The sequence below is a fragment of the Pseudarthrobacter chlorophenolicus genome (genome assembly GCF_000962805.1).
In the GTDB taxonomy this organism is placed as follows: domain Bacteria; phylum Actinomycetota; class Actinomycetes; order Actinomycetales; family Micrococcaceae; genus Arthrobacter; species Arthrobacter chlorophenolicus_A.
Window position 1 is genome coordinate 1 of sequence record NZ_JZTW01000035.1, and the last position, 15,713, is coordinate 15,713.

Here is a 15,713-nt window from a genome sequence, read left to right on the forward strand (position 1 = left end):
GGGGAGCCGGTCCGGGTCGACGTCGTCGACACCGACCGCCGCCGCTGAGCGTCCGGCAACACCAGTTTTGCTCTCCGGCCCCTCCACCACCTGGTGGAGGGGCCGGAGTTTTTTCCTGAACCAACGCAATGTGCGCCAACCCGAACAGAGGAACATATGCAGCTCCAGGTGGCCCGTATCGGCAAGCCCCACGGCATCCGCGGGGAAGTCACGGTCCAGGTAATGACCGATGCCCCGGAAGACCGCTTCGTCCCCGGCGTGGAGTTCGTGGTGGAACCGGCGCAGTCCGGGCCGCTGACAGTCAGCAGCGCCCGCTGGAACAAGGACATCCTGCTGCTGGCCTTCGAGGAAATCGAGGACCGCAACCAGGCTGAGACACTCCGCGGCGCCAAGCTCTTCATCGAAACAGCAGAACTGGACGAGGACGATGAAGACGGCTGGTACGAGCACGAGCTCGTGGGCCTCGAAGCCCGCGTTGGCAGCACTGTCGTGGGCAAGGTGACTGCCCTCAACACCGCGCCCGCCCAGGACCTGCTGATGGTCACCACTCCTGACGGCGAGGAGATCCTGATTCCTTTCGTCGAGCAGATTGTCCCCGAAGTCAATGTCAGTGACGGCTACATCCTCCTCACCCCGCCGGACGGGCTCTTCGAAGTCAACTCCGGCGAAGCCGCACCGGCGGAACCGGAAGGCACCGACTAGATGCGCATCGACGTCGTCAGCATCTTTCCCGAGTACCTGGCGCCCCTGGAACTGTCCTTGATCGGCAAGGCGCGCCAGGACGGCATCCTGGACCTGCATGTCCACGACCTCAGGTCGTACACCACGGACCGGCACCGTACCGTGGACGACACTCCCTACGGGGGCGGCGCGGGCATGGTCATGAAGCCTGAACCGTGGTCCCAGGCGCTGACCGCTGTTGCCGAAGCCCGGCCCGGACACGGGGGCAAGCCCGTCCTCATCGTTCCGTCACCCGCGGGGGAGCGCTTCACGCAGGCCCTGGCCCACGAGCTGGCAGTCGAAGAGCACCTTGCCTTTGCCTGCGGACGCTACGAAGGCATCGATGAACGCGTGATCGAATGGGCCGGCGACCACTTCGATGTGCGCCCCGTAAGCCTCGGCGACTATGTCCTCAACGGGGGAGAGGTTGCCGTGCTCGCCATGGTGGAGGCGGTTGGGCGGCTGCTGCCCGGCGTCGTGGGAAATCCCGAATCCCTGGTGGAGGAATCCCATTCAGACGGCCTCCTGGAGTATCCGGTGTACACCAAGCCCGCCGTCTGGCGCGACCGCGAGGTGCCGGCCATCCTTCTGAGCGGAAACCACGGCAAGATCGCCCAGTGGCGGCGCCATGAGCAGTTCCGCCGGACGTCCGAGCGGCGTCCCGACCTGCTGGAGGTGTTCGATGCCGGAAAGCTTCCGAAGGCCGACCGCCTGGCCCTGCAGGAACTGGGTTACGACATTGTCGACGGCAGGCCTGTCCGGCGGCAGGGCACGGCGGAACCCGCAGGCTGAAGCCGCGCAGGATTGGCTGTACGGGCGCCGCTGTGGCAAAATTAGTCCTTGTGTCTGCTGGGTCCGCACCTGCCACAGGGGGAGCGCAACCAACAGCCTGACAACCGGCCTCGTCAACCAGTGAGGCGGCCGGACCACTTAACTTCGGGCGGGATACTCTCACTGCGCCTTCAGCGTTGGGCTTTCCCGGCCGTGACCCAAAGTGAATGACCTGTGGCGTTCACCAGGAGTGCAATTATGCATATTCTCGATTCCGTCGATGCAGCTTCGCTGCGCACTGACGTCCCCGCGTTCCGCGCCGGCGACACCCTCAAGGTGCACGTAAACATCATCGAAGGCAAGAACTCCCGTGTCCAGGTGTTCCAGGGCTTCGTCCTGGGCCGCCAGGGTGATGGCGTCCGCGAGACCTTCACGGTCCGCAAGGTGTCCTTCGGCGTCGGCGTGGAGCGTACCTTCCCGGTGCACTCCCCGATCATCGACAAGATCGAAGTTGTCACCAAGGGCGATGTTCGCCGCGCCAAGCTTTACTACATGCGTGCACTGCGCGGTAAGGCTGCAAAGATCAAGGAAAAGCGCGACTTCACCTCTGCCAAGTAAGTCCTTCCGGACCTACGAAGGCTGGGCCGCAGCCGTATCCGGCCAGCGCCGGAGCCACCAGCACCAGCGCCCAGGATACGGACATATGGACCAGACAAAACGCCAGCCCAGGAAACCGGGCTGGCGTTTTGCGTTCCTGGCCCTGTTCCTCGCCGTCGTCATCAGCGGGTTGGTCCGGTCACTGTGGCTGGATATCTATTTCATCCCCTCGGAATCGATGGAGCCCCTGCTGGAAGGCGGGGACCGGATCCTGGTGTCCCGGACCGACTTCACGGCCGAACCCATCCGGCGCGGGGACGTGGTGGTCTTCGACGGACGGGGCACGTTCGCCCCGCTCAACAGCGGCAAGGGCCCGTTGGCAGACGCCGCGACCGCGGCCACCCGGTGGCTGGGGCTGACAGGAAGCGACAACACGTACGTCAAGCGGGTCATTGGACTGCCCGGGGATTCCGTGGTGTGCTGCGACGCGGCCGGCAAAGTCACCGTCAACGGGGAGCCCGTGGACGAACCCTACATCTTCCCGGGAGACGTACCCAGCACCCAGAAATTCAACTCCGTGGTCCCGGAAGGCCGGCTCTGGCTCATGGGCGACCACCGGTCCGTGTCCGCCGACTCGCGAAGCCTGCTGGGCGCCCCCGGTGGCGGTATGGTTCCGCTGGACCGTGTCATCGGCCGGCCCGTCCAGATCGTCTGGCCGCTTGATAGATTTGCTCCAGTACCAAGGCCGGCTGCGGCTGCACCAACCCCAGAGAACGGACAGTAGATGCCCGAGAACCACGCGCGGACACCCGAACCGCGGCGCGATGGAGCCGCGGACGAGCCCGCCGGGCAATCACCCGAACCGGCCGTGGCCCCGGAACCCACGCCCGACACCGGGACCGAAGCGACGCACGGGAACGCAGAGCCTGACCAGGCCACCAGCCGCTCGGCAGCCAAAGCCAAGGGCAAACCGTCCGCCAAGGACTCGGGCAGCCCCGTGTTTGCCTGGCTGAAGGAAGTAGCCACGGTGGTGGTCATCGCCGTCGTGCTGTCCTTCCTCATTAAGACCTTCCTGTTCCGCGCGTTCTTCATCCCCTCCGAGTCCATGGTGAACACCCTGGACATTGACGACCGGATCTTCGTTAACCTCCTGGTGCCTGAACCCTTCGCCCTCAGCCGCGGAGATGTGGTCGTCTTCCGTGACACGAAGGGTTGGCTCCCGCCTGCAGCACCCGAGGCGAAGGGGCCATTCACCTGGGTCCAGGACGGCCTGACCTTTGTCGGCCTGCTCCCCGACAATACTGATCAGCATCTCGTCAAACGGGTGATCGGGCTGCCGGGTGACCATGTGGTCTGCTGCGACGCCGGCGGTAAACTGACCATTAACGGCACCGCGGTCGACGAAACCTACATCAACCCGGCAGAAGTCCCGCAGGTCCGCAACTTCGACGTCACGGTCCCGGAAGGCAAGGTGTGGGTGATGGGTGACAACCGGAACCACTCCGCGGACTCACGCTCCCACATGGAGTCAGATGGCGGCTTCATCGACCTCAGCGACCTTGAAGGCAAAGCCGCGGTGATCGCCTGGCCGCTGAACCGCATCACCACCCTGGGCAACTACCCCGAAGTGTTCCGCGACGTCCCTGCGGCGCCCTGACCATGACCCAGGCAGTAACCGCCGGGACGGTCAAAGCGCCCGCCAAGCCGAGGTCCGGATCAACAAAGGTCGCTGGCCGCGGCAAGGCACCCACCCTGCGCCATGAGCGGACTTTCAAGGCTCAGGGCGTGCGGCTTCTTGCCGGGGTTGACGAGGTGGGCCGCGGCGCACTGGCTGGCCCCGTGAGCGTGGGGATCGCCGTCGTCGACCTTGAACGCCAGAAGCCCCTGGCCGGCGTACGCGACAGCAAGCTCCTCAGCGCGCCCGAGCGTGAGCGGCTGGAGCCATTGGTACGCCGCTGGAGCGTGGCCTCCGCAGTAGGGCACGCCTCGGCGCATGAGATTGACGCGCTGGGAATCATAGCGGCGCTGCGGCTGGCGGGAACGCGGGCGTGGCAGGACATCCTGTCCGCCGGGGTCGTTCCGGACATGGTGCTGCTGGACGGGAGCCACAACTGGCTTTCCCCGGCAGAGCAGCTTTCGCTCTTCGACCAGGAGGTGCCGGAAGCGGCATGCAACGCTCCGGTGCACACCAAGGTCAAGGCTGACATGCAGTGCCTGAGCGTGGCGGCCGCCAGTGTCATCGCCAAGGCGGAGCGGGACCGGACCATGCGTGAACTTCACACCGAGTACCCCGACTTTGGCTGGGACATCAACAAGGGCTACGCCACGGTGCTGCACCGCGATGTGCTGCGTACCGCCGGACCCACTCCCTACCACCGGGTGAGCTGGCGCCTCCTGGGCGGGGAACTCCCGGGCGCCGGTGACATGGCGGTCGGGGACTGACTCCTTTCCGGGCTTCCCCGGCGCCTGCTCCCGGGCCGTTGCGGCTCCGGCACCGTCGGACATGGTGCAAGATGGAAGCATGAGTGCCGAGGACCTTGAAAACTATGAGACCGACATGGAGCTGCAGCTCTACCGTGAATACCGCGATGTTGTCGGACTGTTCAGCTACGTAGTCGAGACCGAACGGCGCTTCTACCTGGCCAACCATGTGGACCTGCAGGCCCGCAGCGCCGACGGGGAAGTCTACTTCGACCTCACCCTCTCTGATGCGTGGGTTTGGGATGTCTACCGGTCCGCACGGTTCGTCAAGAGCGTCCGCGTCCTGACCTTCAAGGACGTCAACGTGGAAGAACTTCCGCGGAACGAAGAACTGGCACTGCCGAAAGACGTAGACCTGGGCAACTAGGGCACGCCGGCTCCAGAGGCGCTGCGGGGGTCCGTGGCGCCTTGCCCGCTACGTGGACTATTCCTCCACACCGCCGCCGCCATGCACATAGGGGACATGCTCCCTATACTGCGCAACCGCCTGTCCGCAGGCTGGTTGCGGAGGTAGAAATGAAAGCCAAAGATTTGCTGGGCCGGCATGGCGAGGACCTCGCCGTCGGCTATCTCGAGACCCTCGGCATGCTGATAGTGGAGCGCAACTGGCGTTGCAGCGAGGGCGAAATCGACGTCGTCGCGCTGGACGGGGACGCGCTGGTCATCGCCGAGGTAAAGACGCGCCGGTCCCTTGACTACGGCCACCCGTTCGAGGCGGTGGGACCGGACAAGCTTGCCCGGTTGCACCGGCTTGGCGCGGCCTGGTGCAGGGACCGCGAGCTCAGGATGCCGCTGCGCCGCGTCGACGTCATCGCGGTGGTGGACGACGGCGGCGGCAGCCCCGTGGTGGAGCACCTCAAGGGGGTGGGCTGAATGGCGCTCGGACGCACCTATTCCGTGGCGCTCGTGGGCCTGAACGGGTACATGGTTGAGGTGGAAGCCGATATTGGCCAGAGCCTTCCTGCGTTCGTGATTCTGGGACTTCCGGATGCGGCGCTGAACGAAGCCAGGGAGCGCATCCGGTCCGCGGCAAAGAATTCGGGGATACCCCTCAGCCGCCGCAAGATCACCGCCAACCTGATTCCCGCTTCGTTGCCCAAGCGCGGTTCCGGATTCGACCTGGCCGTGACCATGGCGGCGCTCCGGGCGGCCAACGACATCCGCGCCACAGGACGTACCGTCTTCATCGCCGAACTGGGCCTTGACGGCAGGCTCCGGCCTGTCCGCGGCATACTCCCCGCAGTCATGGCGGCCGTGCAGGCGGGGTACCCCGATGTTGTGGTGGCGCAGGCGAACCTCGCCGAAGCTTCGCTGGTGCCGGGAGCCACCGTCAGCGGGTACCGGACCCTGGCACGGCTCGCCCTAGATTTCGGTGCCGACCCCCAGGAACTTGCACTGGACTTCGAGCCCGACGACGCCGACGGCGACGCAGGAGCGCCGGGGGAAACGGCCCCCTGCCCGGACATGGCCGACGTGTCCGGGCAGGGCGAGGCCCGCAGGGCCTTGGAAGTGGCGGCGGCGGGCGCCCACCACCTGCTGCTCACCGGGCCGCCCGGAGCCGGAAAGACCATGCTGGCGGAACGGCTGCCCGGGATCCTGCCGGATCTTGGGGACCACGAATCAATGGAGGTCACGGCCATCCATTCCCTGTGCGGACTGCCCTCGTCGCAGGTCCAGCTGCTTCGGCGGCCGCCCTTTGAGAACCCGCACCATACCGCCACTGCCGCGGCCATCATTGGCGGCGGGTCCGGCCTGCCGCGGCCTGGCGCAGCATCCCGTGCCCACCGCGGCGTGCTCTTCCTCGACGAGGCGCCCGAGTATGAACGCAGGGTGCTCGATGCGCTGCGGCAGCCGCTGGAAAGCGGCGAGCTGGTGATTCACCGGTCAGCAGGGACAGCAGCCTACCCTGCGCGTTTCCAACTGGTGCTCGCAGCCAATCCCTGCCCCTGCGGCAAGGCCTCAGGAAAAGGGCTGGACTGTACCTGCACGCCGATGATGCGGCGCCGGTACCTTGCCAGGATGTCCGGGCCCCTGCTGGACCGGGTAGACATCCAGCTGCAGGTTGAGCGCGTTTCGCTGGCTGACTTCGGACAGGCCGGCGCCGAGGAAGACACCGCATCAGTGGCCCGCCGGGTCAGGGACGCACGCCAACGCCAGGTACAGCGGCTTGGTCCCCTCGGGCTGGAGACGAACTCCCAGGTGTCCGGCCGGGTCCTCCGCGGCGAACTGCGGTTGCCGCCCGGGGTTACCCGGATCCTGGACCACTCCCTGGAGCGCGGGATACTGACGGCACGGGGATATGACCGTGTCCTCCGGCTGGCGTGGACACTCGCTGACCTGGGGCTCCGGGACTCTCCGGACGCCAACGACGTTGGGCAGGCACTTGGCTTGCGGCAGGCAACGGCGGCCGCGGCATGACCGGCGCCAAAGAAGCACCCATGACCCCGGAACGCCTCGCCCGCGCTGCGCTCTCGCGTCTGATGGAACCGCAGGACGCCGCCGGGCTGGCACTGGTCCAGGTGGCAGGAGCAGTGGACGGGCTTCGGATCGCCACGGGCCAGGTGGCCGCCGGGCCGGTCCTTGAACAGGAAATCTCAGGACTGCTCGCGGACAGCGGACCGTCCGCAAGCTGGTCCGGTCTGACAGCGGCCCTCAAGCGGTGGCAACCGCGGATCCCGGATCTCGCACCTGAACGTGACCTTGCCACCATGGCCAGGCTCGGCGGCCGCCTGATCGTCCCATCGGATGAACTCTGGCCGGGACAGCTCGCCGATCTCGGTATCCAGGAACCTATTTGCCTCTGGTGGCGGGGCCACGAACAGCCCCTGCCCGCCCTGGAAAGCAGCATCGCCTTGGTGGGCTCCCGTGACAGTACAAGCTATGGGGCCTCGGTGACCGGTGATCTTGCCTACTCCCTGGCGCAGCGGGGAATGACAGTGGTCTCCGGCGGGGCATACGGCATCGATGCACACGCCCACCGGGCCGCACTTGCCGGTGGCTCCGGAGCCGTTCCCACCATCGCCGTCATGGCCGGTGGAGTCGACCGCTTCTACCCGTCGGGAAACGAGGACCTCCTCCGGGCTGTCTGCAACCGGGGAGCCGTGCTCGCAGAAGTGCCGCCGGGCTCGGCGCCTACCCGGTACAGGTTCCTGCAGCGGAACCGCCTGATCGCCGCGCTGTCCGCCGTCACGGTGGTAGTTGAGGCAAGGTGGCGGTCCGGAGCGCTCAATACCGCGCACCACGCGGAATCCCTGGGCCGCGCCGTCGGCGCGGTTCCCGGTTCTGTGCACAGCGCCAACTCCGCCGGATGTCACAGGCTCCTCCGCGATGGGGGAGCGGTCTGCGTGACCGACGCCGCCGAGGTCGCCGAGCTTGCCGCCCCCAGCGGAACTGCCCTCCCGGACCAGCGGCAGGCTGCTGCGCAGGTCCAGGACGGGCTGACCCTTGAAGACCTGATCCTCCTGGACGCATTACCGCTGCGCTCCACCACGTCGGTAGAGAAGCTGGCGGCAGTTGCCGGACTGGGCCAGGACTCTGTCCGGGCCGGACTGGGCCGCCTGGGACTCCTCGGGCTGGCAGTCTCGGAGCGGGGCGGCTGGAAGCGGGGCAAAGCCACCGAGTGACTGAATACCACCCCGCCAGCGGGCCACGCGTCAGCACTCACGGCGGCGGTTGCCCTGGTTGCCAGGTTGCCGGATGGCCGGTGTTCCGTGTCCAGCCGGGTTACGGGGCGGGCACCTGAGAAAGTAGGAGGGTGGAACACGCTGAACAGACCGCTGGGCTGCCCCCGAATCTTCTGAGGGCCATGGAAGGGTTTGCCAATTACCTTTCCGGCGAGCGGGCGGTATCCCCACACACCCGGCGCGCCTACCTGGGTGACCTCGAAAGCCTTTTGGCTTTCGCCGCGTCCGAGGGGGCCGCGGAACTCCAGGACCTCGAACTGGGAACCCTCCGCCGCTGGCTGGGCGCCCAGAGCCAGTCCGGTGCGGCCCGGGCCACACTGGCGCGGCGCTCCGCCACGATCCGGGCCTTCACCGCCTGGGCCATGCGGGAAGAGTACCTCGACGTTGATCCTGCGCTCCGGCTCAAAGCACCCAAGCGTGAACGGTCACTCCCAGGCGTTCTGCAGGCGTCGCAGCTTGAACGGCTGTTGAAGGACCTCGAGGACAGCGCAGCGGCCGGTGATCCAATGGCCGTCCGGAACAGGGCCATCGTCGAGCTGCTCTACGCCACCGGTGTCCGCGTGGGTGAGCTGGCAGGCCTTGACGTGGACCACCTGGATCCGGACCGGAGGACACTTCGCGTAATCGGCAAAGGCAACAAGGAGCGTACCGTTCCCTACGGTGTACCGGCTGCCCTTGCTGTCGACGACTGGCTGCGCCGGGGGCGGCCGCAGATGGCAAAGGACACCAGCGGGGCGGCGTTGTTCCTTGGGCTCCGGGGCGGCCGGGTGGACCAGCGTCAGGTCCGCTCCGTTGTCCACGGCCTCTTCGAAGCCATGGGGGATACCTCCGCCTCGGGTCCGCACGCACTGCGCCACTCGGCGGCCACCCACCTCCTGGACGGCGGCGCGGACCTGCGTGCCGTCCAGGAGATCCTGGGCCACAGCAGCCTTGCTACCACCCAGATCTACACCCATGTGTCCGTGGACCGGCTGCGCAAAAGCTACCAGCAGGCCCATCCCAGGGCCTGAGTTGACGTGAGCAGCATCGCACTGGCGTAACCAGACGGGGTACGGCACAATAAGAGTCACGTCCGGCAACTTTCAAGTGCCTGTTGAAGCTCTCAGGCTTCATGCGGCACCTCGAGTCCGGACACTGCTTAATCTGATACAGCTGAATAACCAGGCAGGACACAGCCGCCGCAGAACAGGGCGCAGAAGTTCCATCCAGGCACAGGTCGTTGGGGAAGACGTACCTAGAGCTATGGAGGATGGAATGTCTGTTGCAATGACCCGCGGTGTGCTGTTTGTTCACTCGGCCCCTACGGCCCTGTGCCCTCATGTCGAGTGGGCCATCGGATCCGTGGTGGACAAGCGCACGGATCTTGAGTGGACCCCTCAACCTGCCGCGCCCGGAATGTTCCGGGCCGAGCTTTCTTGGGCCGGGACTCCCGGCACCGGGTCCAAACTGGCGTCGTCCCTCCGCGGGTGGGCCCACCTGCGCTACGAAGTCACTGAGGAACCCAGCCAGGGTGTCGACGGCGGCCGCTGGTCCCACACTCCCGAACTGGGCATCTTCCACGCCGTCACAGATGTGCACGGAAACATCATGGTCTCCGAGGACCGGATCCGTTATGCCTATGAATCGGGCGCCGGCGATCCGTCAGCCGTCTACCATGAGCTTTCGCTCGCCCTGGGGGAGGCGTGGGACGAGGAACTCGAACCGTTCCGGCACGCCGCAGAGGGCGCACCGGTTCGCTGGCTCCACCAGGTGGGCTGACCGCCGTCGTTCTCCTTGCACTGCCGGAATTCTCCATAGCAAAAGGAGGAGGCCCCGCCTGATGGCGGGGCCTCCTCCTTTATGCGGCGTTGCCGGCCCGGATGGTCGGCGGCCGGAAGTACTAGACGCTGCGGACGGCGACGACGGCGTTGTGGCCACCGAAGCCGAACGAGTTGCTGAGCGCCACGATATTACCGGCGGGAAGGTCGCGTGGAGACGACGTCACGACGTCGAGCGGGATCTCGGGATCCTGGTTTTCCAGGTTGATGGTGACCGGCGCCTTCCGCTCGTAGACAGCCAGGACTGTCAGGACAGCTTCCACAGCGCCTGAAGCTCCGAGGAGGTGACCCATCTGCGACTTTGTTGCGGACACTGCCACACTCTCAAGCTGGGAGCCAAGGGCGGCGCGCAGGGCAGTGTATTCGGGCTTGTCACCCACGGGCGTGGACGTGGCGTGTGCATTGACGTGCACAACGTCTTCGGCCTGGATCCGGCCGTCGAACATGGCAGCCTTCAGTGCACGGGTGGCGCCCAGGCCTTCAGGATCCGGAGCCGTGATGTGGTAGGCGTCGGCCGTAACGGACGTGCCGGCCAGTTCGCCGTAAATGCGGGCACCGCGGGCGAGGGCGTGTTCCTCTGCTTCAAGGACCAGGGCACCGGCGCCTTCGCCCATGACGAAACCGTCGCGGTCGGTGTCGTACGGACGCGATGCCCGCTGCGGGTCGTCGTTCCTGCGGGACAGGGCCTGCATGGAAGCGAAGGCGGCCAGGGGCATGGGGTGGATGGCTGCCTCGGCGCCGCCGCACATGACCACGTCAGCCTTGCCGGAGCGGATCAGTTCCAGGCCCAGGTGCATGGCCTCGGTACCTGAAGCGCAGGCCGAGACAGGGGTGTGGGCGCCCGCCCGCGCACCCAGGTCGAGGCTGACGGCCGCGGCAACACCGTTCGGCATAAGCATGGGAACGGTCATGGGCAGGACGCGGCGGGGGCCTTTTTCCTTCAGCGTGTCCCAAGCGTCCAGCAGCGTCCAGACGCCGCCGATTCCGGTGGCGAATGCCACGGCCAACCGGTCCTGGTCGATCTCGGTAATGCCTGAGTCGGCCCACGCCTCGCGGGCGGCGATCACGCCAAACTGGGTGGACGGGTCCATGCGCTTGGCCTCGACGCGTGTGAGGACATCGAGGGCGGGGGTGCTGCAGCGTGCCGCGAAGTGCACGGGAAGTTCGTACTTGGCCACCCAGTCGTCCTCCAGGGTGCGGGCACCGGAGACCCCCTTGAGCGCGTTCTTCCACATTGTGGGTACATCGCCGCCAATGGGTGTGGTGGCACCCAGGCCGGTGATGACTACTTTGCGTGTCATGGGATCACTCTTTCGTCGGTGGGAAACCGTCTCCGTCTGCCGGAGGGTCCCGCATCTTGATGGCCGGCGCGGCCGGTGTGGAGGCCGGCGCCAGGTAAAGCAAAAAGTGGCTGGAAAAACGGCGGGCTGCCGGCCCGGTCATCCGGACCGGCAGCCCTGGCCACGCCGCAGGAGCGGCGGAAGCTGTAACTAGGCCTGTGCGCCGGCGATGAAGCTGACGGCGTCGCCAACGGTCTTGAGGTTCTTGACCTCTTCATCCGGAATGCGGACGCCGAACTTCTCTTCGGCGTTGACCACGATGGTCATCATCGAGATGGAGTCGATGTCCAGGTCCTCGGTGAAGGACTTGTCCAGCTCCACGGCTTCGGGGGCCAGGCCGGTCTCCTCGTTGACGATTTCAGCCAGGCCGGCCAGGATTTCTTCGTTGCTAGCCATTGATGGCTCCTTTTCTTGTTTTGCCGGCAGGGGCTGCCGGAAATGGATCAGGCCGCGGTTGCGGCCCCTTTGATGGGACGATGCTAGGGAAGGACAACAACCTGGGCGCCGAAAACCAGGCCTGCGCCGAAGCCGATCTGGAGGGCCAGCCCACCGCTGAGCTCCGGGTTTTCCTGCAGCAGGCGGTGGGTTGCCAGCGGAATGGAAGCCGCGGACGTGTTGCCGGCGTCGGCAATGTCCCGTGCAACTGTAACCGTCTCGGGCAGCTTCAGCTTCTTGACCATCTCATCGATGATGCGCATGTTCGCCTGGTGCGGGATGAAGGCAACCAGGTCCTCGGCCTCCACGCCGGCAGCGTCCAGCGCCTGCTGGGCAACCTTGGCCATTTCCCACACAGCCCACCGGAACACGGTCTGGCCGTCCTGCCGGAGGGTGGGGTAGAGCTCCTGTGCTTCTTCCAGGAGGGCGAGGTCGCCAGTGGAGTCGGACTGGCGTGCAGCCATCCCAAGGTCCCGGACATCGAGCAAGGAGCGGGTCATGCCAATGGCATCCCACTTGCTGCCATCCGAGCCCCACACGGAGGGTGCGATTCCAGGCGTGTCGGACGGCCCGATCACCACGGCGCCCGCGCCGTCACCGAGGAGGAAGGAGATGGTGCGTTCGCGGTTGTCGATGACATCGGACAGCTTCTCGGCGCCGACCACCAGGACGTATTTGGCGGCCCCGGAGCGGACGAGCGCGTCAGCCTGGGCGATGCCGTAGCAGTATCCGGCGCAGGCTGCGGAGATGTCGAAAGCGGGAGCAGGCGTCGCCCCGAGCCGGTCAGCCAGGCTCGCAGCCGCGGACGGGGTTGCATAGGGGTGCGTCACGGTGGACACGATGACGGCGCCAAGGTCCGTGGCTTCGATGCCTGCCTTCGCCAGCGCTTCACGGGCGGCGCCCTCGGCCATGTCGATGACGCTGACGTCAGCCGCGGCGCGGTGCCGGGTCACGATGCCCGTGCGCTGGCGGATCCATTCATCCGACGAGTCGATCCACTGGCAGACGTCGTCGTTGGTGACAATGACATCGGGGCGGAAGGCGCCCAGTCCCAGGATGCGGGTGTGCTCCTGCAGTGGAGCCTGCTTCAGCGTGGGCACGCTCATGCGCCGCCCTCCAGTTCCGCGAAGAGCGCCAGTGCGGCGGAGAGGTCATCGGGGGTCTTGACCGCAACGGTCTTGACGCCGGGCATGCCGCGCTTGGCCAGCCCGGCCAGCGTTCCTGCCGGGGCCAGTTCAATGACTCCGGTGACGCCGCGCTGGACCAGGGATTCCATGCAAAGGTCCCAGCGCACCGGCCGAGACACCTGGGCGATCAGGCTTTCGACGGCGGCAGTACCGTCGGTGACTTCGCCGCCGTCGTAGTTGGACAGCAGCGGCACCGTGGGGGCCTGCGGCTTCAGCTGCGGCGCAATGGCCTGCAGGGCGCTGACTGCGGGCGACATGTGGCTCGTGTGGAAGGCGCCGGCCACCTTGAGCGGGATGACCCGCGCCTTGGCCGGCGGGTTATCCGCCAGGGCCTTGAGCTGCTCGAAAGTACCGGCGGCCACGGTCTGGCCGGCACCGTTGACGTTGGCGGGCGTGGCGCCGGCTGCCTCAATGGCTGCAAGGACTTCCGCGGGATCGCCACCAACGATGGCACTCATGCCCGTGGGCGTGACGGCAGCGGCCGCCGCCATGCTGTTCGCGCGTTCGCGGACGAACGTCATGGCTTCGTCCTGGGTGAGGACACCGGCCAGGGCCGAGGCAGTGATTTCACCAACGGAATGGCCTGCCAGGACCACCGGCAGCGAGCTGAGTTCAACGTCGAAAAGAGAGGAAGCTGCGATGAGTCCGGCGGCGACGATCAGGGGCTGCGCAACGGCGGTGTCCTTGATGGTTTCCTCATCCGAGGTGGTGCCATGGGCCGTCAGGTCGATCCCGGCGATCTCGCTGAGGGCGGCCAGCTGGCCTGCCACCTGGGGCAGTTCCAGCCAGGGGGCAAGGAAACCCGGGGTCTGTGAGCCCTGTCCAGGGCAGACTATTGCAAGCACGTAACCAGCTTTCCAAATTACTGTGTGGTCCAGCGGTGTTTGTCCGCACCAACCTCACGGGGTCAGGTTGTAGGAAGTCTACAACGCCTCAGGTCTGATTCCGGGACGGCTGCCGCTCCGTGGCGGACTTCGGCGGGCCGGAAAGGCGCCCTACCACCAAGGCCGCCTGCAGGACGAATGCTTCGCGTGGCAGGAGCGGATCCCATCCGGTAACGTCGCACACCCGCTTCAGCCGGTACCGCACAGTGTTGGCGTGGACGAAGAGTTCACGTGCTGTGGCCTCAAGCGAATGGCCCAGTTCAAGGTACGTGCCAAGCGTCTCCACCAGGCCGTTGGAAGCGGCCAGCAGGGGCCGGTAGATGTTTTTGACGAGGGAGCGGCGGGCAGCGTCGTCACCTGAGATGACGCGCTCGGGCAGGAGGTCGTCCGCGGCCACGGGACGCGGCGCCGAGGGCCAGGCCCGCGCCGCCGTCAGGCCTGCGAAGGCTGACTGCGCCGAGCCGCTGGCCTCCAGCAGCGAACTGGCCTCCGGGCCGTACACCACCGGCCCCGGGGCGAACATTTCGCTGAGTTTCACATATGCGGTTTCGCGGTCCTGGACACCGCCGAGGATAAGGATCAGGCGGTCGCCCTGGATTCCCACCAGCGCATCTTCGGCATACCGGCCGGCCATCCGACGCAGTTCACTGACGTAGCTCGCGCTGGGCTCTGACGGGGAATTGCCCACCATCACGGTAAAACGCTCCTGCGCCTTCCAGCCCAGCGCTGCGATCCGTGAGCGCAGGGCATCGGTGTTCTCACCCCTCAGGATGGCATCGACTATGAGCGCTTCGAGCCGCGTGTCCCAGGACCCCCGGGATTCGGCTGCGCGGGCATAGACATCGGCTGCGGCGAAGGCCACCTCCCGCGAATACCGCAGGACCGCTTCCCGCAACGAGGGCTGGTCGGCCTCGGGCGCGATGACCGGCACCTGGTCTTCGACCACTTCCACGACGATGCGGATCAGCTGCAGCGCCTTTTGCAGGCTGATGGATCGCGTCAGCTCGGTGGGGGCGGTGCCGAAAACGTCGGTCAGGATCCAGGAGGGGGAGCTGGGACGCTCATACCAGGTGACGAATGCGGCGATGCCATTCTGGGCCACCATGCCCAGCGCCGACCGTTCATCGGCGCTCAGCCGGCTGTACCAGGGCAGCGACTGTTCCAGTTGCCGCATGGTGGTGGTGGAGAGCTGGCCCACGTTGGCCCGCAGCTTCTTCAGGGTCTCGGACTTCTCCGGAGTGACCTTCGGCTGGGACGGTTTACGCTTCGCGGGCTGCGTGGATGGTGCTGGCATCCTCCGAGCATACGGCCAGCACCCGGCAAGCTCCATTTGTGCGAAGGCTACAACACGCTTTGCCCTGCGTCACAGCGGACAGTCCGCGGAAACGGACGACGGCGGCCCCCGCGCTTGGTGCGGGGGCCGCCGTCGTTGCTGCTGCCGTGAGGAGTTCGTGGTCAGTTATGCCGCTTCGAAACCGCTAAAGCACGCATACCTGAACGAAGCTCCCTGATGGAGAGGTCAGGCCTCGCCTCCGGTGTTGCCGGTGGTGCCGGCGTTGACGTTGAGCAGCTTGTACTTCTCGATCGCCTTGACCGGTGCGCCGGCATCCACTTCGCCGCGGCGGGCCAGCATCTCCAGGGCACGCACCACGATGGAGTGGGTGTCGTTCTTGAAGAAGCGGCGGGCTGCTGCGCGGGTGTCGGAGAAGCCGAAGCCGTCGGCGCCGAGGGTGGCGTATTCGTTGGGGACGAACTGGCGGATCTGGTCGGGGACGGCTTTCATGTAGTCGGAGACGGC

Annotated in this window: 17 protein-coding genes and 1 pseudogene; 12 read left to right on the plus strand and 6 right to left on the minus strand. The window is 66.5% G+C overall.

Annotation, left to right across the window (positions count from 1 at the left end; translation table 11 throughout):
* Positions 1-156: 156 nt before the first annotated feature.
* From rimM to UC32_RS19815, 12 genes are all read left to right on the plus strand, one after another.
* The gene (gene rimM, locus UC32_RS19760) at positions 157-702 is read left to right on the plus strand and encodes a ribosome maturation factor RimM (protein WP_152642674.1); all 546 of its coding nucleotides are present in this window, start codon (positions 157-159) and stop codon (positions 700-702) included.
* Positions 703-1,512 carry a tRNA (guanosine(37)-N1)-methyltransferase TrmD gene (trmD, locus tag UC32_RS19765; protein WP_045732880.1) on the plus strand — a complete coding sequence of 270 codons (810 nt, stop codon included), beginning with the start codon at positions 703-705 and terminating at the stop codon, positions 1,510-1,512.
* Positions 1,513-1,749: 237 nt separating this feature from the next.
* Positions 1,750-2,109, plus strand: a complete 360-nt coding sequence (rplS, locus tag UC32_RS19770; protein ID WP_015937401.1) for a 50S ribosomal protein L19 — start codon at positions 1,750-1,752, stop codon at positions 2,107-2,109.
* Between the two features lie 85 nt (positions 2,110-2,194).
* Positions 2,195-2,872 (plus strand): signal peptidase I, encoded by a 678-nt coding sequence (gene lepB / locus UC32_RS19775; RefSeq protein ID WP_045732881.1) that lies wholly within the window; start codon positions 2,195-2,197, stop codon positions 2,870-2,872.
* Positions 2,873-3,745, plus strand: coding sequence for a signal peptidase I (gene lepB / locus UC32_RS19780; RefSeq protein WP_045732882.1), 873 nt, complete (start codon positions 2,873-2,875; stop codon positions 3,743-3,745).
* A gap of 2 nt (positions 3,746-3,747) precedes the next feature.
* Positions 3,748-4,530, plus strand: coding sequence for a ribonuclease HII (locus UC32_RS19785; protein WP_045732883.1), 783 nt, complete (start codon positions 3,748-3,750; stop codon positions 4,528-4,530).
* Positions 4,531-4,609: 79 nt separating this feature from the next.
* Positions 4,610-4,936, plus strand: a complete 327-nt coding sequence (locus tag UC32_RS19790) for a DUF2469 domain-containing protein (protein ID WP_015937397.1) — start codon at positions 4,610-4,612, stop codon at positions 4,934-4,936.
* A 149-nt stretch (positions 4,937-5,085) separates the two neighbouring features.
* Positions 5,086-5,442, plus strand: a complete 357-nt coding sequence (locus UC32_RS19795) for a YraN family protein (RefSeq protein WP_045732884.1) — start codon at positions 5,086-5,088, stop codon at positions 5,440-5,442.
* The gene (locus UC32_RS19800; RefSeq protein ID WP_045732885.1) at positions 5,443-6,987 is read left to right on the plus strand and encodes a YifB family Mg chelatase-like AAA ATPase; all 1,545 of its coding nucleotides are present in this window, start codon (positions 5,443-5,445) and stop codon (positions 6,985-6,987) included. It begins immediately after the preceding gene.
* Positions 6,988-7,007: 20 nt separating this feature from the next.
* Positions 7,008-8,192 carry a DNA-processing protein DprA gene (dprA, locus tag UC32_RS19805; protein WP_045732891.1) on the plus strand — a complete coding sequence of 395 codons (1,185 nt, stop codon included), beginning with the start codon at positions 7,008-7,010 and terminating at the stop codon, positions 8,190-8,192.
* A gap of 182 nt (positions 8,193-8,374) precedes the next feature.
* Complete coding sequence (locus UC32_RS19810) at positions 8,375-9,262, plus strand: tyrosine recombinase XerC (protein WP_045732892.1); 888 nt, start codon at positions 8,375-8,377, stop codon at positions 9,260-9,262.
* A 244-nt stretch (positions 9,263-9,506) separates the two neighbouring features.
* Positions 9,507-10,010, plus strand: coding sequence for a DUF3145 domain-containing protein (locus UC32_RS19815; RefSeq protein ID WP_015937393.1), 504 nt, complete (start codon positions 9,507-9,509; stop codon positions 10,008-10,010).
* 121 nt (positions 10,011-10,131) lie between these two features.
* Here the strand turns inward: UC32_RS19815 and fabF are convergent, their stop codons facing one another.
* The 6 genes and pseudogenes from fabF to UC32_RS19845 form a co-directional block, all read right to left on the minus strand.
* Positions 10,132-11,370 carry a beta-ketoacyl-ACP synthase II gene (fabF, locus tag UC32_RS19820; RefSeq protein WP_045732886.1) on the minus strand — a complete coding sequence of 413 codons (1,239 nt, stop codon included), beginning with the start codon at positions 11,368-11,370 and terminating at the stop codon, positions 10,132-10,134.
* A gap of 189 nt (positions 11,371-11,559) precedes the next feature.
* Complete coding sequence (locus tag UC32_RS19825; protein ID WP_009359314.1) at positions 11,560-11,805, minus strand: acyl carrier protein; 246 nt, start codon at positions 11,803-11,805, stop codon at positions 11,560-11,562.
* Between the two features lie 83 nt (positions 11,806-11,888).
* Positions 11,889-12,950, minus strand: coding sequence for a beta-ketoacyl-ACP synthase III (locus UC32_RS19830; RefSeq protein ID WP_045732887.1), 1,062 nt, complete (start codon positions 12,948-12,950; stop codon positions 11,889-11,891).
* A complete protein-coding gene (locus tag UC32_RS19835) occupies positions 12,947-13,876 on the minus strand; it encodes an ACP S-malonyltransferase (RefSeq protein WP_200896424.1) in 930 nt (309 codons plus the stop codon). The genes UC32_RS19830 and UC32_RS19835 overlap by 4 nt, the downstream gene beginning before the upstream one ends.
* 88 nt (positions 13,877-13,964) lie before the next feature.
* Entirely contained in the window at positions 13,965-15,209 is a 1,245-nt protein-coding gene (locus UC32_RS19840) for a PucR family transcriptional regulator (RefSeq protein ID WP_045732889.1), read from the minus strand.
* A gap of 225 nt (positions 15,210-15,434) precedes the next feature.
* A pseudogene (locus tag UC32_RS19845) lies at positions 15,435-15,713 on the minus strand (pyruvate dehydrogenase (acetyl-transferring), homodimeric type); the annotation flags it as partial.